Origin of the sequence: Kosakonia quasisacchari, assembly GCF_004331415.1 — a bacterium.
Lineage (GTDB): Bacteria > Pseudomonadota > Gammaproteobacteria > Enterobacterales > Enterobacteriaceae > Kosakonia > Kosakonia quasisacchari.
Genome location: NZ_SJOP01000017.1, coordinates 88,239 through 107,129 on the forward strand (window position 1 = coordinate 88,239; position 18,891 = coordinate 107,129).

The 18,891-nt window shown below is 52.1% G+C and carries 20 protein-coding genes; 5 read left to right on the forward strand and 15 right to left on the reverse strand.

Annotated features, from left to right (window positions below; all coding sequences use genetic code 11):
* Positions 1-18: 18 nt before the first annotated feature.
* The 4 genes from potD to potA form a co-directional block, all read right to left on the reverse strand.
* Positions 19-1,065 (reverse strand): spermidine/putrescine ABC transporter substrate-binding protein PotD, encoded by a 1,047-nt coding sequence (gene potD, locus E0L21_RS17820; RefSeq protein WP_131411829.1) that lies wholly within the window; start codon positions 1,063-1,065, stop codon positions 19-21.
* Between the two features lie 120 nt (positions 1,066-1,185).
* Positions 1,186-1,983, reverse strand: coding sequence for a spermidine/putrescine ABC transporter permease PotC (potC, locus tag E0L21_RS17825; protein WP_131411831.1), 798 nt, complete (start codon positions 1,981-1,983; stop codon positions 1,186-1,188).
* Positions 1,980-2,837, reverse strand: a complete 858-nt coding sequence (gene potB, locus E0L21_RS17830; protein ID WP_131411833.1) for a spermidine/putrescine ABC transporter permease PotB — start codon at positions 2,835-2,837, stop codon at positions 1,980-1,982. Before potB ends, potC begins: the two co-directional genes overlap by 4 nt.
* Positions 2,821-3,939 carry a spermidine/putrescine ABC transporter ATP-binding protein PotA gene (gene potA, locus E0L21_RS17835; RefSeq protein ID WP_131411835.1) on the reverse strand — a complete coding sequence of 373 codons (1,119 nt, stop codon included), beginning with the start codon at positions 3,937-3,939 and terminating at the stop codon, positions 2,821-2,823. The genes potB and potA overlap by 17 nt, the downstream gene beginning before the upstream one ends.
* 290 nt (positions 3,940-4,229) lie before the next feature.
* Here potA and pepT point away from each other — a divergent pair, with 290 nt between their 5' ends.
* Positions 4,230-5,456 carry a peptidase T gene (pepT, locus tag E0L21_RS17840; protein ID WP_131411837.1) on the forward strand — a complete coding sequence of 409 codons (1,227 nt, stop codon included), beginning with the start codon at positions 4,230-4,232 and terminating at the stop codon, positions 5,454-5,456.
* Between the two features lie 49 nt (positions 5,457-5,505).
* On the opposite strand, the gene E0L21_RS17845 is transcribed toward pepT, so the two are convergent.
* The 8 genes from E0L21_RS17845 to rluE form a co-directional block, all read right to left on the reverse strand.
* Positions 5,506-6,627, reverse strand: coding sequence for a ribosomal protein uL16 3-hydroxylase (locus E0L21_RS17845; RefSeq protein WP_131411839.1), 1,122 nt, complete (start codon positions 6,625-6,627; stop codon positions 5,506-5,508).
* A gap of 150 nt (positions 6,628-6,777) precedes the next feature.
* Positions 6,778-8,241: a two-component system sensor histidine kinase PhoQ gene (gene phoQ / locus E0L21_RS17850; RefSeq protein WP_131411841.1), complete on the reverse strand. Its 1,464-nt coding sequence runs from the start codon at positions 8,239-8,241 to the stop codon at positions 6,778-6,780.
* Positions 8,238-8,912 (reverse strand): two-component system response regulator PhoP, encoded by a 675-nt coding sequence (gene phoP / locus E0L21_RS17855; protein ID WP_017456462.1) that lies wholly within the window; start codon positions 8,910-8,912, stop codon positions 8,238-8,240. The genes phoQ and phoP overlap by 4 nt, the downstream gene beginning before the upstream one ends.
* Before the next feature lie 138 nt (positions 8,913-9,050).
* Positions 9,051-10,421, reverse strand: a complete 1,371-nt coding sequence (gene purB, locus E0L21_RS17860) for an adenylosuccinate lyase (protein ID WP_131411843.1) — start codon at positions 10,419-10,421, stop codon at positions 9,051-9,053.
* Positions 10,422-10,440: 19 nt separating this feature from the next.
* Positions 10,441-11,070: a high frequency lysogenization protein HflD gene (gene hflD, locus E0L21_RS17865; protein ID WP_020457488.1), complete on the reverse strand. Its 630-nt coding sequence runs from the start codon at positions 11,068-11,070 to the stop codon at positions 10,441-10,443.
* 74 nt (positions 11,071-11,144) lie between these two features.
* Positions 11,145-12,251: a tRNA 2-thiouridine(34) synthase MnmA gene (gene mnmA / locus E0L21_RS17870; protein ID WP_131411845.1), complete on the reverse strand. Its 1,107-nt coding sequence runs from the start codon at positions 12,249-12,251 to the stop codon at positions 11,145-11,147.
* Between the two features lie 55 nt (positions 12,252-12,306).
* Entirely contained in the window at positions 12,307-12,765 is a 459-nt protein-coding gene (locus tag E0L21_RS17875) for an NUDIX hydrolase (RefSeq protein WP_131411847.1), read from the reverse strand.
* A gap of 14 nt (positions 12,766-12,779) precedes the next feature.
* Entirely contained in the window at positions 12,780-13,427 is a 648-nt protein-coding gene (gene rluE / locus E0L21_RS17880) for a 23S rRNA pseudouridine(2457) synthase RluE (protein ID WP_131411849.1), read from the reverse strand.
* 184 nt (positions 13,428-13,611) lie between these two features.
* Between rluE and icd the strand changes: the two genes are divergently transcribed.
* The 3 genes from icd to tolA all read left to right on the forward strand — a co-directional run bounded on the left by icd (position 13,612) and on the right by tolA (position 16,280).
* Positions 13,612-14,862 (forward strand): NADP-dependent isocitrate dehydrogenase, encoded by a 1,251-nt coding sequence (gene icd / locus E0L21_RS17885; protein WP_017456468.1) that lies wholly within the window; start codon positions 13,612-13,614, stop codon positions 14,860-14,862.
* 195 nt (positions 14,863-15,057) lie between these two features.
* Entirely contained in the window at positions 15,058-15,558 is a 501-nt protein-coding gene (locus E0L21_RS17890) for an anti-virulence regulator CigR family protein (protein ID WP_131411851.1), read from the forward strand.
* A 338-nt stretch (positions 15,559-15,896) separates the two neighbouring features.
* Positions 15,897-16,280 carry a cell envelope integrity protein TolA gene (gene tolA, locus E0L21_RS17895; RefSeq protein WP_235855254.1) on the forward strand — a complete coding sequence of 128 codons (384 nt, stop codon included), beginning with the start codon at positions 15,897-15,899 and terminating at the stop codon, positions 16,278-16,280.
* A gap of 72 nt (positions 16,281-16,352) precedes the next feature.
* Here tolA and E0L21_RS17900 read toward each other — a convergent pair whose 3' ends face one another.
* The 3 genes from E0L21_RS17900 to E0L21_RS17910 all read right to left on the reverse strand — a co-directional run bounded on the left by E0L21_RS17900 (position 16,353) and on the right by E0L21_RS17910 (position 18,479).
* Positions 16,353-16,592, reverse strand: a complete 240-nt coding sequence (locus E0L21_RS17900; RefSeq protein WP_020454063.1) for a DinI family protein — start codon at positions 16,590-16,592, stop codon at positions 16,353-16,355.
* A 164-nt stretch (positions 16,593-16,756) separates the two neighbouring features.
* A complete protein-coding gene (locus E0L21_RS17905) occupies positions 16,757-17,917 on the reverse strand; it encodes a type I restriction endonuclease (protein ID WP_131411855.1) in 1,161 nt (386 codons plus the stop codon).
* 331 nt (positions 17,918-18,248) lie between these two features.
* A complete protein-coding gene (locus tag E0L21_RS17910; protein WP_131411856.1) occupies positions 18,249-18,479 on the reverse strand; it encodes a hypothetical protein in 231 nt (76 codons plus the stop codon).
* A gap of 204 nt (positions 18,480-18,683) precedes the next feature.
* Between E0L21_RS17910 and E0L21_RS17915 the strand changes: the two genes are divergently transcribed.
* The coding region (locus tag E0L21_RS17915) for a LysE family transporter (protein ID WP_165501927.1) at positions 18,684-18,891 on the forward strand (208 nt) is incomplete at its 3' end.

Sequence of the window (18,891 nt, forward strand, 5' to 3'; positions counted from 1 at the left end):
ACCCGGTCGACAATAGCGTTAACGGCCCGCTTTTAGCTTCTGGTAATACTCTTCATAAATGGCGCTGGCGCTACCGACATCGTTTTGCCATTCACCTTTCTGGATGGTTTCGGCATCCGGATAGAGAGATTTATCGTTTGCCACTTCCGGTTTGAGCAGCTTACGCGCCGCCAGGTTTGGCGTCGGGTAGCCGATGGTTTCCGCAACTTGTTTGGCGATTTCCGGGCGCAGCAGGAAGTTAATCAGCTTCAGGGCGCCATCGACGTTTTTCGCATTAGCGGGAATGGATAAGCTGTCCATCCAGAAAATGCCGCCTTCTTTCGGCCACACGACCTCCAGCGGCGTTCCCGCCTGGCGCGCAACCCAGGCGGAGCCATTCCACACCATACCGAGGTTCACTTCGCCTTCCATATACGGGTTCGCCGGATTATCGGAGTTGAACGCCGCCACGTTTGGCATCAGTTTTTGCAGCTCTTTATACGCGGCTTCAATCTCTTTCACATCGGTGGTGTTGCCGGAATAACCGAGTTTGCGCAGCGCCATCTGGAACACTTCGCGCGCATCATCGGTCAACAGCAGGCTGCTTTTGTATTCCGGTTTCCACAGATCTGCCCAACTGGTGATGGTTTTTGCATCGATGGCGTCAGTGTTAACGCCAATCGCCGTCGCGCCCCAAATGTACGGAATCGAGTAATCGTTATTCGGGTCGAACGGTTTGTTAAGCATCTCCGGGTCGAGATTGTGAAAGTTAGTTAGCTTCGTTTTGTCTATCTTCTGGATCATGCCCTCTTTGCGCATTTTGTCCACGAAGTAGGTCGACGGCACTACCAGATCGTAGGCGCCTTCTTTGTAGGTCTTGAGCTTGGCATACATCGTTTCATTCGATTCATACGTCGAATAGATAACCTTGATGCCGGTCTCTTTGGTGAACTGCTCCAGCAGGCCCGGCGGTACATACTCAGTCCAGTTGTAGAAATAGAGTGTGTTGTTGTCGTCGGCGTGTGCGGCGCTCATACCGAGGGCAAGTGCACCCGCCGCGAGCAGGTGGCGTGACCATTTTTTCATTCAAACGTCCCCTGAGTTTGCGCCTGTTTTGCAGGCGATTTTAGTTACCATTGCAGGCCCGAACGCTGTATGTACGCTCCGATTTCCATAAGCTTCCCGGGCCCGAACAGGCAGTATCAGTTACGCCTGGTGAGGCAGGCTTTTTGTTTTCGTCGTATCACGCGCAATCAACTGGCTGGCAATCACCAGCACCAGCGACAGCACGAGCAGGATCGTCGCCAGCGCGTTCACTTCTGGCGATACGCCGACTTTGACCATCGAGTAAATCTTCAATGGCAGAATTTCATACCCGGGTCCGGTGACGAAAGAGGAAACCACGACGTCATCCATCGACAGGGTAAAGCTCAGCAGCCAGCCTGCGGCGACAGCGGGCGTCGCCAGCGGCAGGATGATTTTGCGCAAGATAGTCATTTCGCTGGCACCCAAATCTTTAGCCGCTTCCAGCATCCGCACATCAAACCCTTTCAGCCGCGAGAACACCGTGACCACCACAAACGGCAGGCAGAAGGTGATATGGGAAAACAGCAGCGACCAGAAACCCAGCTGCACGCCGAGCAGCATAAACAGCACCAGCAGCGAAATTGCCATCACGATATCCGGCGACATCATCACCACAAACAACATGCCGCTAACAAACGGTTTGCCGCGAAAACGGTAGCGGTAAAGCGCCACGGCGGTCAGCGAGCCAATCAGCGTCGCGAACGTTGCCGACAGTACCGCCATCGTCAGCGAGTGCTGCGCCGCCTGCAGCAGGCTGTCGTTATTCATCAACAGGCTGTACCACTGCGTGGAAAAGCCCTGCCAGTTGATGCCAAAGCGTGAACTGTTAAAGGAGTTGACGATCAAAATAATGATCGGGATATAAAGGTAAGCGTAAATGGCGGTCATAAAACCGCCGCGCAGCAGTCGACCGATCATTCTAGCTCCACCTTTTTATTCAGCAATCGCGCGGCGCGCCAGTAAACCAGCAGCATCAGCCCCATCACGATAGTCAGCGTGATACTGGTTGCCGATCCAAACGGCCAGTCGCGGATGTTCAGGAACTGGCTCTTAATCACGTTGCCGATCAGCAGGTTTTTTGCGCCGCCCATCAAATCCGAGACGTAAAACAGCCCCATGGCTGGCAGCATCACCAGCAGACAACCGGCGACGATCCCCGGCATCGTCAGTGGAATAATGATACGGATAAACGTTTGCAGCTTGCTGGCGCCGAGATCTTTTGCCGCTTCCAGCAGCGGCTTATCGAGCTTTTCGATACTGGAGTAGAGCGGCATCACCATAAACGGCAGCAGAATGTAGACCAGCCCGATAATCACCGCGGCGGGGGTAAACATAATGCGCAGCGGCGTATCGATAACGCCCAGCCACAGCAGAAACTCGTTAAGATAGCCTTTTGTGCTGAGGAAAATTTTCAGCCCGTAGATGCGGATCAGCGAGTTAGTCCAGAAAGGGACAATCAGCAAAAACAGCAGTAACGGGCGCACCTTTGCCGGCAGTTTCGCCAGAAACCAGGCGAACGGATAGCCCAGCGCCAGACACGCCAGCGTGGCGATAAACGCCATGTTGAGCGAGTGCAGCAGCACATCGAAATAGAGCGGATCGAGCAGCCTGGTGTAGTTATCCAGCGTGAAGACCAGTTTGACTAAGTTAGCGTCGTCGCGGGTCAAAAAGCTGGTGGCAATGATCATCAGATTGGGCAGAAAAACAAACAGTACAAGCCAACCGACGATGGTCGCGATCACTCCCTTCTGGAATTTACTTGTACTCTTCATCAGCCAGTACGACCTCCCAACTCTCTACCCAGTTGATGGCCATTTTCTGGTCCAGTGAGTGGTCAAAATCTGGATCGTCTTCATTAAAGAACTCGCTGACCATCACCATTTTGCCGTTTTCCAGCTCAACCATGGATTCCAGCGTCATTCCTTTATAGTTACGTTCGCGCACATAGCCAATCAGCCCGTCGGTTTCGCCAATATCATGGATCTCTTCGACACGCAGATCTTCCGGGCGCAGCAGTACGTTCAACTGCTGACCTTTTTCCACCGCGAAGTTGACATAGATATTGCACTCGCGGCCTTCGACATTTGCCCGCACACGGCTGTCGTCCAGACGCGCAATCACCGTGGCGCTGAAGATATTGATTTCACCAATAAAGCTGGCGACAAACAGGTTTTTCGGCTCTTCATAAATTTCGCGCGGGGTGCCGTCCTGCTCAATGCGCCCGTCGCGCATCACCACGATGCGATCTGACATGGTCAACGCTTCTTCCTGATCGTGAGTTACAAAGACAAAGGTGATACCGAGTTTGCGCTGCAAGGCTTTCAGTTCATTCTGCATCTGCTTGCGCAGTTTATAGTCGAGCGCGGAGAGCGATTCATCCAGCAGCAGTAAACGCGGTTTATTGACCACCGCGCGAGCAATAGCGACGCGTTGTTGCTGCCCACCGGAGAGCTGGTGCGGTTTCCGTTGGGCAAATTCATCGAGCTGCACCATACGCAATGCGTCTGTGACGCGCGGGATAATGTCTTGCGCCGGGGTTTTTTGCATCCGCAGGCCAAATGCCACGTTTTCGAACACGGTCATATGCGGGAAGAGGGCATAACTTTGAAAAACGGTATTCACATGGCGGTGTTCTGCCGGAACGTGGGTGATATCCTGGGCATCAAGATGGATATGGCCGACATCAACGCTTTCCAGCCCGGCGATCAGGCGCAGAACCGTCGTCTTACCGCAGCCAGAAGGGCCAAGCAGCGTCAGAAATTCGCCGTTATTGATGGTGAGATTAAAATCAGAAATGACATTCTTGCCATCAAAGCTTTTGCGAATACCGGCCAGTTGCACCAGCGGCGAATGCGAACGCGATTGTGTGTTCAATTATTTACTCTGTCCCGTGTTTGCGCATCAAAAGCGATATCCGATGCGGGGTTTGTGATGAACCACCTTTAGGGTTGTGCACGATTTAAGGGCTGGCATTCTACGGCAAACCCATGAAATCGCCAATTGTTGTTCTCTTTTGACCGCGCAACCCCGTATGTTCTCAACAATACTGATTACGCAGCGCGCAATTTTGAAAATATTCCCGTTTACGGGGTAAAAGTGACCTGACGCAATATTTGTCTTTTCGCGCTTACTGATAATGTTGTGACATTTTGTAGGGGGGCTTCATGGACAAACTATTAGAGCGTTTTTTGCAGTACGTTTCTCTGGATACTCAATCAAAGCCCGGCGTCCGCCAGGTGCCAAGTACAGACGGCCAATGGAAGCTCCTGCGTTTACTTCAGAACCAGCTGGAAGAAATGGGGCTGGAAAATGTGACGTTAAGCGATAAAGGCACGGTGATGGCAAAGCTGCCGTCGAATGTGCAAACGCCGGTTCCGGCCATTGGTTTTATTTCTCATGTCGATACCTCGCCGGATTACAGCAGTAAGAATGTTAACCCGCAAATCGTTGAAAACTATCGCGGTGGCGATATTGCGCTGGGCATTGGCGATGAGATCCTTTCGCCAGTGATGTTCCCGGTGCTGCATCAAATGCTGGGCCAGACGCTGATCACCACCGACGGCAAAACGCTGCTTGGCGCGGACGATAAAGCGGGCGTCGCCGAAATCATGACCGCCCTTGCGGTACTGAAAAAGAAAAATATTCCGCATGGCGATATTTGCGTCGCCTTCACACCGGATGAAGAAGTGGGCAAAGGGGCGAAGCATTTCGATGTTGAGAAGTTCGGCGCGAAGTGGGCGTATACCGTTGATGGCGGCGGCGTAGGGGAACTGGAGTTTGAGAATTTCAACGCGGCGTCGGTGACCATTAAGATTGTTGGCAATAATGTGCATCCTGGTACGGCGAAAGGGGTAATGGTTAACGCCTTAACGCTCGCCAGCAAAATTCATGCGCAGGTGCCGGAAGAGGAGAGCCCGGAACAGACCGAGGGCTACGAAGGTTTCTACCATCTCACTAGCATTAAAGGCACGGTTGATCGCGCCGAAATGCACTACATCATCCGCGATTTTGACCGCAAAAACTTCGAAGCGCGTAAACGCAAGATGATGGAGATCGCCAAAAAAGTAGGGAAGGGCCTGCACCCGGACTGCTATATCGAACTGGCGATTGAAGACAGCTATTACAATATGCACGAGAAAGTGGTCGAGTTTCCGCACATTCTGGACGTGGCGCAACAAGCCATGCGCGACTGCGACATTGAGCCGGATCTGAAACCGATTCGCGGCGGCACCGACGGGGCGCAGCTCTCATTTATGGGGTTGCCGTGCCCGAACCTGTTTACCGGCGGTTATAACTACCATGGCAAACACGAGTTTGTGACGCTGGAAGGCATGGAGAAAGCGGTACAGGTGATTGTTCGTATCGCCGAACTGACCGCCAAAGGCGAGTAAACCCTCTCATATTGCCCGGTGGCAAGTGCCTCCGGGCAAATATCAGGCATTAATCTTCGAAGAACCAGTAACCGCTGTTAACCAGTGCTGCAAGCATAGCGAGGAAAGAGGGATCTTCCAGCGCATCGCCGAGCAGCTCACCCGTTAGCACAATATGGCTGGCGAGCGCCTCCAGCGCCGGGCGATGCGGGGAGTTGATCCGCTCGCCGTTGGCGAACACATCCTCACCGATTCGCAACACGCGCAGACCGCCAAGGCGCACCAGTTTGTCGCCTTGTTGTAGCGCATCGTAAATCTCATCCGGTTGATAAGGCGGCTCTGGTGGCGCGACATCCAGTTCGTGGCGTGACTGGGAGATAAATTCGCCCATCCACTCGCTGAACTGCTCCGGTTGATTAATCAACCCGAGCATCATTTCGCGCAGCTTATCCAGCTCTTGCGGCAAAATATCTGCCGGATGGTCACGTAACTGCACGTCCGGATCGCTGTAACGTTGGCTACCCAGCTCGCGTTGCAGAACATAGTCGGCGAAGCCGCTTATCAGCTCGCGACCGCTTGGCGCACGGAAGCCCACCGAGTAGTTCAACGAGTTTTCCAGCGAATACCCTTCGTGCGGGAATCCAGGCGGAATATAGAGGATATCGCCCGGCTCCATCTCTTCATCAATAATGGCCTCGAACGGATCCACCTGCAGCAGATCCGGATGTGGGCAGTGCTGTTTCAGCGCCGTTTTCTCGCCGACGCGCCAGCGACGACGACCGGTTCCCTGAATAATGAACACATCATACTGATCGAGATGCGGGCCTACACCGCCGCCGGGTACAGAGAATGAGATCATCAGATCGTCTGTGCGCCAGTCGGGCAGGGCGCGGAACGGGCGCATCAGCGCGGCGGCCGGTTGATGCCAGTGGTTCACCGCTTGCACCAGCAGCGACCAATTGTTCTCGCCCAGGTGATCGTAACTTTCAAAAGGACCGTGCCCGACCTGCCATTTACCCTCAAGATGGCTAACCAGGCGGCTGTCCACTTCATTTTCCATTGCCAGCCCTGCCAGTTCATCGGGGCTTATTGGGTCGACGAAATTCTTAATGCCACGCTTCAGCACCACCGGGCGTTTTTGCCAGTAGCGTTGAATAAAGTCTGGCCAGTTTATTTCTACGTGATATTCCATATGCGTTTCCGGCAATTAATCAGTGGCTGAATAAAGGATCATAGTAATGCTGATATGTCATTTTGTCTGCGTAACGATGTGACAGAAAAGTAAAAAGGAGCCGTAAAGGCTCCTTTTTGTTCTTTTTGTTTACTTTGTTATGGCGAAAGATTATTCGTTGCCTGTCATCGTCTGCTGACGGCCAAAAATCACTTCCATTTTCGCCCCACCCAGTAGACTTTCGTCAGTCAGTATCTGCCCTTCGTATTGATCCAAAATCTCCCGCGCCACCGCAAGGCCAACGCCCTGACCGGGGCGTAACGTATCGGCGCGTTGCCCGCGATCGAACACCATCTCGCGTTTTGCCGCAGGGATCCCCGGGCCATCATCTTCCACCAGAATATGCAGTGTATCGTCGCTCTGCCTGGCAGAGACTTCGACAAACTCTAGGCAATATTTGCAGGCGTTATCCAGCAAGTTGCCCATCACTTCCATAAAGTCGTTTTTCTCACCGACAAAACTGATTTCCGGTGAAATATCGAGCGTAATGTTGACGCCTTTACGCTGATAAACTTTATTCAACGCCGAGGTCAGACTATCAAGTAAGGGCGCGACCGGGTGCAGTTCCCGGCTGAGCAAACCGCTGGAACCGCGCATGGTTGCCCGGTGCAAATAGTAGCCAATTTGCTGAGAAATTCGGCTGATTTGCTCCAGCATTACCGGCTCTGCGTCGCTAACGCTCATCTTCTCGCTGCGCAGCGATCGCAAGGTGCTTTGCAGCACCGCTAACGGTGTTTTCAGGCTGTGAGTCAGATCGGTAAGCGTGGTGCGGTATTTGTCATACCGTTCGCGCTCGCTTTTCAATAGCTGGTTGAGGTTGCGCACCAGACTGGTGAGCTCGCGGGTGGTTTCCGGGTTGAGTTGCTCACGATGGTGTTCTTCGAGTTCGCGCACTTCGCGCGCCAGATCTTCAATTGGTCGCAAGCTCCACCACGCCGCCAGCCATAACAGCGGCACTACTAACAGCAGGTTGGCGGCGAGCACGTAAATGAACCAGCTCCACACCATATAAGAGCGTTTAAGCTCAATGGGAATGGTATCGACCACCACAATGGTTAACTGCGGCATGTGCGCCGTTGCCGGATAGATATTCACCGCCACTGAGTGCGTCATTTCGGAGTTGCTGTCATCGTCGCGGATCTCTTTCAGCTTCTGGGCAATCGAGTGGTCATCATCAACCAGCGTTCTGCTGTTATCGACATCGGCTTCTATCTCATGAAAGCCGTTAGCGGTAAGCCAGTCCGGTTTAATGAGGTTTTGCAACCACGGAACGTCTTTCTGTGACCACATCAATTTACCTTGCTGATCGTAAATCAGCGCCACGGTCGGGCTTTGCAAATTAAGCGTGTCGGGCAGATTCACACTGAGTTTATTGTTATCCCAATGCGCCAGGGTATAGAACAGATTGCTCTCGCCACGCAGCAGGCGAAAGGTCGTTTTGTCGAAGCTGACGCTATAACCCACCAGCGCCACCATACCGTAGGCCAGAGAAAGCACCATTACGACGGCGGCCGTGGCGAGTAAAAAACGAACCCGCAGAGAGAGCGGCAGGAAGTGCCGCAGAAGGCGTCTCATTTTGGCAATTCGAACAGGTAGCCCTGGCCGCGCACCGTGGTGATGACGTCATCAGGATAGAGCGTCTGGATTTTTTTACGTAACCGCCCCATCAATACGTCGATGGTGTGGCTTTCGCGCAGTTCGGCGTCCGGGTAAAGCTGTAGCATCAGCGAATCTTTGCTGACCACTTTGCCGCTGTTGCGGATTAGCGTTTCCATAATGGTGTATTCGAAAGCGGTGAGCTTTACCACGTCGTCATTAATGGAGAGTTCGCGGCGGGAGAGATCGACCTGGAACGGCGGCATGGAAATCAGTTGAGATGCGAGGCCGCTGTTGCGGCGCATCAGCGCCTGGATACGCGCCACGACTTCTTCAATGTGGAAAGGTTTGGTGACGTAGTCATCTGCACCGGCACTCAGCACTTCCACTTTGTCCTGCCAGCCTTCACGCGCGGTGAGCACCAGTACCGGCAGCGTGACGTCATGGCTGCGCCAGCGGCGAATCAGTGACAGGCCATCTTCATCCGGCAAGCCGAGATCAACAATGGCGATATCCGGCAAGTGTTCGTTAAGAAAGTAATCCGCTTCCTTTGCATCTTCTGCGGCGTCTACTTGATGTCCCAACTCCTGCAACTGAACCTTTAAATGGTGACGCAACAGAGCATTATCTTCCACAACGAGTACGCGCATCGTCAGAACTCTCCATATATTTTTGATATAAATAGTTTAACGCTGATTGTGGTGCGCAGGGGATAAACATTTCTTAAACCGGGGGAGAAAGAAACCCTCTTTCGCGGCGGAAAGAGGGCGAACAGCAACTTCGGGGTATTATTTCAACTCATCAACCATAGTGATGGCTCGACCAATATAGTTGGCCGGGGTCATCGCTTTCAGGCGCTCTTTTTCGTTTTCCGGCAGCGCCAGGCTGTCGATAAATTGTTTCATGCCTTCGGCATCAACGCGTTTACCGCGCGTCAGCTCTTTCAGTTTTTCGTACGGTTTTTCGATCCCGTAGCGGCGCATTACGGTCTGGATCGGCTCGGCCAGCACTTCCCAGTTATGATCCAGCTCGTCCAGCAGGCGATCGCGGTTCACTTCCAGTTTGCTTACGCCTTTCAGCGTGGACTGGTAGGCGATCAGCGCATAGCCGACGCCGACGCCAAGGTTACGCAGCACGGTGGAGTCGGTCAGATCGCGCTGCCAGCGAGAGACCGGCAGTTTGCTGGCCAGGTGCTGTAGCACGGCGTTGGACAGCCCAAGATTGCCTTCTGAGTTTTCAAAATCGATCGGGTTAACTTTGTGCGGCATGGTTGAGGAACCAATCTCACCGGCGATAGTTTTCTGCTTGAAGTGGTTCAGCGCGATGTAACCCCATACGTCACGGTCGAAATCGATCAGGATCGTGTTGAAGCGCGCCATACAGTCAAACAGCTCGGCAATATAATCATGCGGCTCAATCTGCGTGGTGTAGGGGTTCCACTGAATACCCAGCGAGGTGACAAACTCTTCGCTGAACTGATGCCAGTCCACTTCCGGGTAAGCGGCAATATGGGCGTTGTAGTTGCCGACCGCACCGTTGATTTTGCCCAGAATTTCCACCTGGTTAAGCTGGCGGAACTGGCGCTCCATGCGGTAAGCCACGTTCGCCATCTCTTTGCCCAGCGTCGACGGTGTTGCCGGCTGGCCGTGGGTACGGGAGAGCAGCGGGATATCACGGTACTGAACGGCCAGATCTTTTACCGCCTCGATGATCTTGCGCCAGTACGGCAGGATCACTTCGTCGCGCGCGGTTTTCAGCATCAGCGCGTGAGACAGGTTGTTGATGTCTTCTGAGGTGCAAGCGAAGTGGATAAATTCCGAAACGGCGTGCAGCGCCGGGATATCTGCCACTTTTTCTTTCAGAAAATACTCTACCGCTTTCACATCGTGGTTGGTGGTGCGCTCGATAGTTTTGATGCGCGCGGCGTCTTCCTCGTTGAAGTCTTCCACGATTTTATCGAGGTAACCGTTTGCGTCGGCAGCAAAAGCAGGAACTTCCTTGATCGCCGCGTGTGTCGCCAGTTTTTGCAGCCAGCGTACTTCAACCTGAACGCGAAATTTCAGCAAACCGAATTCGCTGAAGATGCCACGCAGTGCGCTGACTTTATCGCCGTAACGTCCATCAACAGGGGAAACGGCGGTCAGGGAGGATAATTCCATAAGTCACAACTCCGGGAGGTTAACAATGAGCGAGAATTTGTTTGGCCTGCGTCGACAGGCGATTTCGGGAAAACATTAACTGTAGACGACCGCCGCCAACCTGGTGCCACAGTACCGCAGCGCGGATACCGGCAAGCAATGTGGCGCGGACTTTCGCCTGCACTTGCGGGCTTTGCAGCACGGCAGGCGAGCCGGTGACCTGAATACGCGGTCCCAGCGGGCTGATAACGTCGACATAGATGGCGGCCATTGCGCTGAGCAGCGTTTCGGACTGCAGGTCAAAATGCTCAAGCTGACGCTGTAAACCGGCGATGCGATTACCGAGCGTCTCCATCGCGCCTTTGCTGGCAGCAAGCTTGCGCTCCAGCACCATCATACTAAGTGTGTAGCGGGTCAATTCACCGTTCAGCCCCTGGCGGTTGCTGGCGTTCAGCACGCCGAGCAGCGTTTCTAGCCCGGTGCGCAAGTTGGTTTCGCTGCCGCCAAAGACGCCTAAGGTGGAGTCCGGGTTCAGGTCGATTACGCTATTTAACGAGACATGCAGCGCGTCAGCGTCACAGTGTCCCTGGTGCGCCAACTGCTGCACCAGACGAGCCGACTGGCAGATTCCCGCCAGCGCCAGGGTTATATCGTAATAGTTCTTCGCCACACTCACTCCTTTTGTGCCCGCGGAGGCATTGCTGCCACGGGCGTTGGCCAGTCCGGTTATGCTAAATGTCGTTATTAAAGGGGGAGCGGCAGACGCTGCTCAATAATTCCACCACCGAGGCACACTTCGCCCAGGTAGAATACCGCAGATTGCCCCGGTGTCACGGCGGCAACCGGTTCATCGAAGCGCACGTCAATCCGGTCATCATCCAGCGCGGTAACCGTGCAGGGAATATCTTCCTGCCGATAACGTGTTTTAACCGTGCAGCGCAGCGTGCCTTGCAGCGGCTCGCGATCGACCCAATGCAGCTGTTGCGCGATCAGCCCAACGGACATCAGGCGCGGGTGTTCATGACCCTGAGCGACAATTAGGATGTTATTTTCAACGTCTTTATCGACCACGTACCACGGCTCTTCGCTGCCTTCTTTCGTGCCGCCGATGCCCAGTCCTTTACGCTGGCCGAGCGTGTGGTACATCAAGCCCTGATGCTCACCAATCTCTTCACCGTCGACGGTGAGGATTTTACCCGGCTGCGCGGGCAGATAACGGCCGAGGAATTCGCGGAATTTACGCTCGCCAATAAAGCAGATACCGGTCGAGTCTTTTTTCTTCGCCGTAATCAAACCCAGTTCTTCGGCGATTTTACGCACCTGGGGTTTTTCCAGCTCGCCCACCGGGAACAGGCTTTGTGCGATCTGCTCGTGACCGAGCGTATAAAGGAAATAGCTCTGATCCTTATTGCCATCGAGACCGCGCAGCAGGCGGCTTTTGCCGTCAACGTCGGCGCGGCGCACATAGTGGCCGGTGGCAATATAGTCGGCGCCCAGATCTTCGGCGGCGAACTCAAGGAAAGCTTTAAATTTGATCTCTTTGTTGCACAGAATATCCGGGTTTGGCGTGCGTCCGGCTTTATATTCAGCCAGGAAGTGTTCGAACACGTTGTCCCAATATTCTGCGGCGAAATTGACGGTGTGAAGCTCAATGCCGAGCTTGTCGCAAACGGCTTGCGCGTCGGCAAGATCTGCCGCCGCGGTACAGTATTCCTCGCCGTCATCCTCTTCCCAGTTCTTCATGAACAGGCCTTCCACCTTGTAACCTTGCTGTTGCAACAGGTAAGCGGAAACGGAAGAGTCGACACCGCCGGACATGCCGACGATCACTTTTTTTGGGCTATCAGACATAGAATACTCGCGACTAAGAACTTCAGGGCGGCGTATTCTAGCACGGGCTGGCGAGTCAGGCATCCCCTGTAAACGGCCAGTTAAATTCTGCGATGATTTCCAGCGGCAGGCGCTTGCCGGTCTGGTAGCAGCGAATGCTCTCCGCAACCAGCGGCGAACGCAGGTTTGTCGCATTCAGGATCTCGTCGGCGGTGACCCAGTGACAGCAATCAATATCGCTGTCATGCGGCTCAGTGGCGCACATTTCGTTAAGCTCGACGGCAAATAAAAAACGCAGGAACGGGGTGCGATCCGGGGCCAGCCACTGGTGCATGCGGATAAAATGCTGCGGCTCGGCGCGAATGCCGGTCTCTTCCCACAGCTCACGCTTTGCCGCTTGCAGCAGGGTTTCGTCGGCTTCGAGGTGGCCTGCGGGTTGATTCCACAGCGCCTTGCCGCGAATGGTTTCTTCAACGACCAGAAATTTACCCTGCGCGTGTACCACGCAAGCGACAGTTACATGCGGTTTAAACATCATAGTCTCCCTGATTAAGCGTCACGCCATTCGCCAGTGGCAAGGTTATCCAGCGTGTAGTTTCCCATAGCGTAGCGGATGAGGCGCAGGGTAGGGAAGCCAACATGCGCAGTCATGCGCCGTACCTGGCGGTTACGGCCCTCATACAGGGTAATTTTCAGCCAGGCGGTAGGAATCGATTTGCGCTCGCGAATGGGGGGATTCCGCGGCCAAAGCCAGCCGGGTTCCTCTACGCGCTCAATGCCTGCCGGAAGTGTTGGGCCGTCGTTCAGCGTTACTCCGGCGCGCAGTGCTTCAATAGCTTCCTGAGTCGGTTCGCCTTCCACCTGCACGTAATAGATTTTGCCGGTGCGTTTGCCAGGCTGCGTCAGGCTTGCCTGTAACGCGCCGTCATTTGTTAGCACCAGCAGTCCTTCGCTGTCGCGATCCAGGCGGCCTGCGGCGTAAACACCCTGTAGCGGAATAAAATCTTTCAGCGTGCTGCGCCCGGCTTCGTCGGTAAATTGCGGCAAAACATCGTAGGGTTTATTGAACAGAATCACGCGTTTTGGTTGGTTTTGTTGTTCAGGTCTGGTGGCTTGTCGTGAGCTGAATCGCTTAAGGCGGTGATTTCTAAAAGAAGTTTTGTTCATGGTATTTTCAGTAGTTATCAATTGCCGCATTATAGCTGAATCACGATTGCCTTTCATGGAGCCTGAGTATCGGTTAGTATGTTTGGGCTCATTACAATTCATTAACAAAAACGGTTTGCTCTGTGTGAATCACGTAACAGGTGAGCGGACGCAGTCTGAGCGCCCCGCATGAAGTCAGCGAGCAAACAACCAGAAGCGCTCGAAGGAGAGGTGAATGGAAAGCAAAGTAGTTGTTCCGGCGGAAGGTAAAAAGATCACCCTGCAAAATGGCAAGCTCAACGTTCCGAATAACCCGATTATCCCGTTCATTGAAGGTGACGGTATCGGCGTGGACGTGACCCCGGCGATGCTGAAAGTGGTGGATGCCGCTGTGGAGAAAGCCTATAAGGGCGAGCGTAAAATTTCCTGGATGGAAATTTATACCGGTGAGAAATCTACCCATGTTTACGGCCAGGACGTCTGGCTGCCGCCTGAAACACTTGATCTGATTCGTGATTATCGCGTTGCGATTAAAGGCCCCCTGACCACGCCAGTTGGCGGCGGTATTCGCTCCCTGAACGTTGCGCTGCGCCAGGAACTGGATCTGTATATTTGCCTGCGCCCGGTACGTTACTACGAGGGCACGCCGAGCCCGGTAAAACACCCGGAACTGACCGACATGGTTATCTTCCGTGAGAACTCAGAAGATATTTACGCGGGTATCGAGTGGAAAGCCGACTCTGCTGACGCAGAGAAAGTGATTAAATTCCTGCGCGAAGAGATGGGCGTGAAGAAAATTCGCTTCCCGGAACATTGCGGTATCGGCATCAAGCCGTGCTCCGAAGAAGGTACTAAGCGCCTGGTGCGCGCCGCGATTGAATACGCAATCACTAACGACCGTGATTCTGTAACGCTGGTGCACAAAGGCAACATCATGAAGTTCACCGAAGGCGCGTTCAAAGACTGGGGCTACCAGCTGGCACGCGAAGAGTTCGGCGGCGAGCTGATTGATGGCGGCCCGTGGCAGAAAATTAAGAACCCGAAAACCGGCAAAGAGATCATCATCAAAGATGTGATTGCTGATGCGTTCCTGCAACAGATCCTGCTGCGCCCGGCAGAATACGACGTTATCGCTTGTATGAACCTGAACGGTGACTACATCTCCGACGCCCTGGCGGCGCAGGTTGGCGGTATCGGTATCGCCCCTGGTGCGAACATTGGCGACGAGTGCGCGCTGTTCGAAGCGACTCATGGCACGGCGCCGAAGTACGCAGGTCAGGATAAAGTGAACCCGGGTTCTGTGATTCTCTCGGCCGAAATGATGCTGCGTCACATGGGCTGGGTTGAAGCGGCTGACCTGATCGTCAAAGGCATGAGCGGCGCGATCAACGCCAAAACCGTGACCTATGATTTCGAACGTCTGATGGAAGGCGCTAAGCTGCTGAAATGTAGCGAATTTGGCGACGCGATTATCGCGAACATGTAATCCAGACTCTGGGTTAAACAAGAACGGGAGCCGATTGGTTCCCGTTTTTCATTGTCACCCTTAAACCACCTCCTGGGGAGGTGGTGATTGATTTTTATATACCGGCCTAATTAAAAATAAGAATCCGCTATATGGTTGAGGCAATAAATATTATTTATTCTAATAATGTGTGCTCACTTTTGAGGTATAAAGATCATGTTTAAACGTCGCACTCTTAATGCTGCACTTGCGGCGGTGATTTCTTTGGCCATATTTTCCGCGCCTGTGTTCGCAAATCCGGGAAACGGAAATGGTAATGGAAACGGCGGCGGCCATGGCAACAGTAACGGCAATCATGGCAATAGCGGTAACCATGCTAATAAAGGTAATAACCTTTCCTCCGATGACCAGGTTAACCGTAAAAACTATGGAAAGCCGGATCATGTTGAGTCAGATATTAGTGTCTCGCGTGCCCGTTCTCTGGCAGTCAATTACGGACTAACCGGCTATCAGTCTCTCCCGCCGGGGATTGCGAAAAATCTTGCTCGCGGCAAACCCTTGCCTCCAGGAATTGCTAAAAAAGCGGTACCGGCATCCATGCTTGGTCAACTGCCATATTATCCCGGTTATGAGTGGCGTATTGTCGGAAATGATCTGGTTCTGGTCGCGCTGAGCACCGCTATTGTTACTGCGATCATCAATGGTGTTTTTGATTAACACGGCTCGTGTTTTACCCGCAAAGCCTCGCAACGTGCGGGGCTTTTTTATGCACCAAGAAAAGAAAGTTATGAGCTTTGTAAATACTTAATCAGGTCGTTTTGATATTGAAATTTACCAAACGAAAAGGCAGCGATTGCAAACTCCCTTTCGATGTTCAGTGAGCGCTACGCTTAGCGTGCCGACAGACGGGTGGAATATTTTTTTGACTTAAGGTAAATCCAGGCCGGCGGAATATAATTGTCAGTCGCTATTTGTTAAATTAGTCCCATTTAGAATACAAGTATTACACAAGGATGATGATGAAAATTAATGCCGGATATGTGTTGCTATTGGTGATGTCATTATTACTCTCGGGTTGTACAAAGACCGGTTTCGCAACGCAGCGCGCAGAGGCGAACGCAGAAGTAGATAATAGGTTTGCCGAGTATAAAGGGGCACATGCAACAGCGCCGGAAAACGATATTAATCGCTATGCAGTGCAGATCAAATCGGCGACTGAAAGCCATTTTTTTGAGGCGGATCGTTACGCCGGGAAGGTATGTACGCTGCAAATCAGGCTTGCTGAGAATGGCGCACTAGAGGATGCGCGGCCGATAGGCGGCGATCCTGAACTTTGCAGCGCTGCTATTATCGCTATCAGGCAAGCGAGGCTCCCGAAACCACCTTCACCGGCTGTTTATGAGGTCTTCAAAAACGCGACGCTGGAATTCAAACCGTAATAAATGATGCAGGAGTGCGTGGATAAGCGACACACTTATTCGATATTGTCTGCGGGTGCAAAGGGCAGAAAATTACTCCTGCACCAGCCACATGTCAGACTCTTCAAACATCTCCTCAAGCATACGGTTGAGCTTTTCACGATCGCTTTTGCTGGCGTCGCTGTTCAGGCCATTGGCCTGCATCGGTTTTACGCGCACATCGGCATCAGGAAAGATGCGGTGCACACGCTTAGTTAATTCTTCGAGAATAATCTCTTTAGCGCCGGGTAAACCCGCAACATTACGCTTGTCATAAACCAGTTCAACAAACACAAGGCAGCCCTTTTTACTGTTTTTTCGTACAGCACTTATACTGGATGAAAAGCCAGTATTCAAGCGAAGAATCCGTTTGCGTTCAACGAGGGGGCGATCTTTGGGCCGTGATGGAAGGCGTTGCACAAAAAAAATCCCGCACGAAGCGGGATGGTCAGGCGAGTTTAATTGCTGCTCTTTTTCTTTTTAAAGTTCTCATCGTTTATCACATGCTGGAACGAATCCAGTATCAAGCCTGAGATCCGCAATACATCTTCGGGATGGTCGAGATAGATTCGCGTGCCATCATGCTCCAGCCCCGCTCGTGCCACTTCATTTAAAGCAATAGGCGTCAATTCGATGGGCAACTGAAGAGATGAGCGATTTTTCTTATCATAATAACGAACAATCCAACGGTTGGTTTTTCCCTGATAAAGCACGTTGTAATACGACTCGGTATCTTTGGATTGCAAATCTTTTTCCGGCCCGATAATCGAGACAATTTTTTCATATAACGCGCGTTCATTATGCGTCGTAATAATGTTGGGATTATCCGGATCAATATGATCCGCTTTTTCATCAATCGATACCGCTTCATCGATGCCCTGGTTTGCCAGCTCTTCCCGGATTGGCTGATGGGCGGTAAGCCCGGAAACCACCATGGCGCTGACGGAACGCTGAACCGCCTCTCTGACCAGCGGGGTGATCGCATCAATAAACCGCTGATTGAGCTGTCGACCAATATTGGCGCGTGAGGCGACATACCGAACAAATTCTGAATCCACCTCTTTCAGGCTGGAGGTAATAACTTTAGAGAATGAGGAGATATAGACACTCTCTTCAGCAAGCGTTCGTAACGCCTCCGGTTTGAATTTATCGTGGCGAAAGCGGAAGAGTTGTTCGGCGTCTGCATCGGTAATGTCGTCCATGCGAATGCGCAAAAATGGCGTGGGATCCATAATGTTTTTTTCCTGCAGATCGGTAAAAAAACGCCACTCCTGGCCATTCGTAATTGCGGAAATCGTCACTTCCGGCGTGCAGTTAAAGTATCGGGAAAGCTGTGGGCAGTGATTATCGATTTTCTCTTTATACGGTTTTGCTTCGATGAACATGACGGGGACACCCTGGCAAAACAACGCATAATCAACACGTTCGCCCGCTTTAACACCGGGAAAGTCGGCACCATATTCCGCTCTGACTTTTTGCGGATCGTAAGCATTGAAGCCGAGAATATCTAAAAAAGGCAGGATCAGCGCTTGTTTGGTGGTTTCTTCCGTTGTGCAGTGAATGCCAACGTTTTTGACATGTTCGATATGGTTTTTAAGTCTTAGTTTGAAGTTTTCCATTTCTTTCCCATAACCTTAGAGTGTGTAGTCACTCAAACAGAATCAACTATATCGGGTTAATAATGCTTATCTTCATGTAGTTGCTATTTCAGTCTGGAACGAATTAACTCAATGCTTAAATGGTTATAACTCACTTGTGTTTTTCTTTTTTAGTCAGCGCTTACTGATGCTGAAAATAATTCATTCCTTAGGATAGTATTACGACGAAAATAAGTAATCTCACCAAGCGTCTGGATACTCCATGATCCAGATCATCATTGGCAGATGAGGCAACGCGAATCTTTATTTCGATCGCGATAATGTTTGCGAGTTAACAAATTTGAATGTGAATTCAATCCCCGTGGTAGAAATATCTTATCTTCAGGCCGATATATTTTAGCGCGAGCCAGCCCCAATGCTCGATTGCATAAAAGCCGGGTAAACCTACGCCAATAGCGGCAACAGCAAACAAGCCATGAAGTGCGCTATTTTTAGCTCTCTGGTTCATAACGCGCATGGAGGCATTATCATCGATAGCCCCTGAATATTGCCTGATCACCAGACCGGTGATAAAGACTGTCATAAAGACATATGCCAGCTTAATGATAAGACGAGCATTAGCTTAATTAATTTCACTTAAATCCCAGGTTTCGGTAAGCCTTTGGAGACACCATAGGCAGTGCCAGTCGACTCTTCAACCACAGTTTGTGCATACGCCTGTGCGCCGCTGCTGCTGTGTGGTAGTGTTGTAGCTATAAGTTATGTGTATCGTTTTACAGGAGTTGTTGTGTTTGCTGAATATGGAGTTCTCAGTTACTGGTCCTATTTTATCGGCGCCATTTTCATCATCTTACTGCCGGGGCCGAATACCTTTTTTGTATTGAAAACCAGTGTTGCCCATGGATTAAAAAATGGTTACGTTGCGGCTAGCGCGGTGTTTATGGGTGATGCAGTTTTGATGTTCCTGGCCTACGCAGGCGTTGCCACACTGATTA

Coding starts and splice junctions, on each gene's coding strand:
- E0L21_RS17905 (WP_131411855.1), bottom strand. CDS start 17,917: ATGGAAAACTTCAAACTAAGACTTAAAAACCATATCGAACATGTCAAA.
- potC (WP_131411831.1), bottom strand. CDS start 1,983: ATGATCGGTCGACTGCTGCGCGGCGGTTTTATGACCGCCATTTACGCT.
- E0L21_RS17910 (WP_131411856.1), bottom strand. CDS start 18,479: ATGACAGTCTTTATCACCGGTCTGGTGATCAGGCAATATTCAGGGGCT.
- rluE (WP_131411849.1), bottom strand. CDS start 13,427: ATGCGGCAATTGATAACTACTGAAAATACCATGAACAAAACTTCTTTT.
- pepT (WP_131411837.1), top strand. CDS start 4,230: ATGGACAAACTATTAGAGCGTTTTTTGCAGTACGTTTCTCTGGATACT.
- mnmA (WP_131411845.1), bottom strand. CDS start 12,251: ATGTCTGATAGCCCAAAAAAAGTGATCGTCGGCATGTCCGGCGGTGTC.
- phoQ (WP_131411841.1), bottom strand. CDS start 8,241: ATGAGACGCCTTCTGCGGCACTTCCTGCCGCTCTCTCTGCGGGTTCGT.
- potD (WP_131411829.1), bottom strand. CDS start 1,065: ATGAAAAAATGGTCACGCCACCTGCTCGCGGCGGGTGCACTTGCCCTC.
- phoP (WP_017456462.1), bottom strand. CDS start 8,912: ATGCGCGTACTCGTTGTGGAAGATAATGCTCTGTTGCGTCACCATTTA.
- E0L21_RS17875 (WP_131411847.1), bottom strand. CDS start 12,765: ATGTTTAAACCGCATGTAACTGTCGCTTGCGTGGTACACGCGCAGGGT.
- potB (WP_131411833.1), bottom strand. CDS start 2,837: ATGAAGAGTACAAGTAAATTCCAGAAGGGAGTGATCGCGACCATCGTC.
- purB (WP_131411843.1), bottom strand. CDS start 10,421: ATGGAATTATCCTCCCTGACCGCCGTTTCCCCTGTTGATGGACGTTAC.
- E0L21_RS17845 (WP_131411839.1), bottom strand. CDS start 6,627: ATGGAATATCACGTAGAAATAAACTGGCCAGACTTTATTCAACGCTAC.
- tolA (WP_235855254.1), top strand. CDS start 15,897: ATGTCATTATTACTCTCGGGTTGTACAAAGACCGGTTTCGCAACGCAG.
- E0L21_RS17890 (WP_131411851.1), top strand. CDS start 15,058: ATGTTTAAACGTCGCACTCTTAATGCTGCACTTGCGGCGGTGATTTCT.
- icd (WP_017456468.1), top strand. CDS start 13,612: ATGGAAAGCAAAGTAGTTGTTCCGGCGGAAGGTAAAAAGATCACCCTG.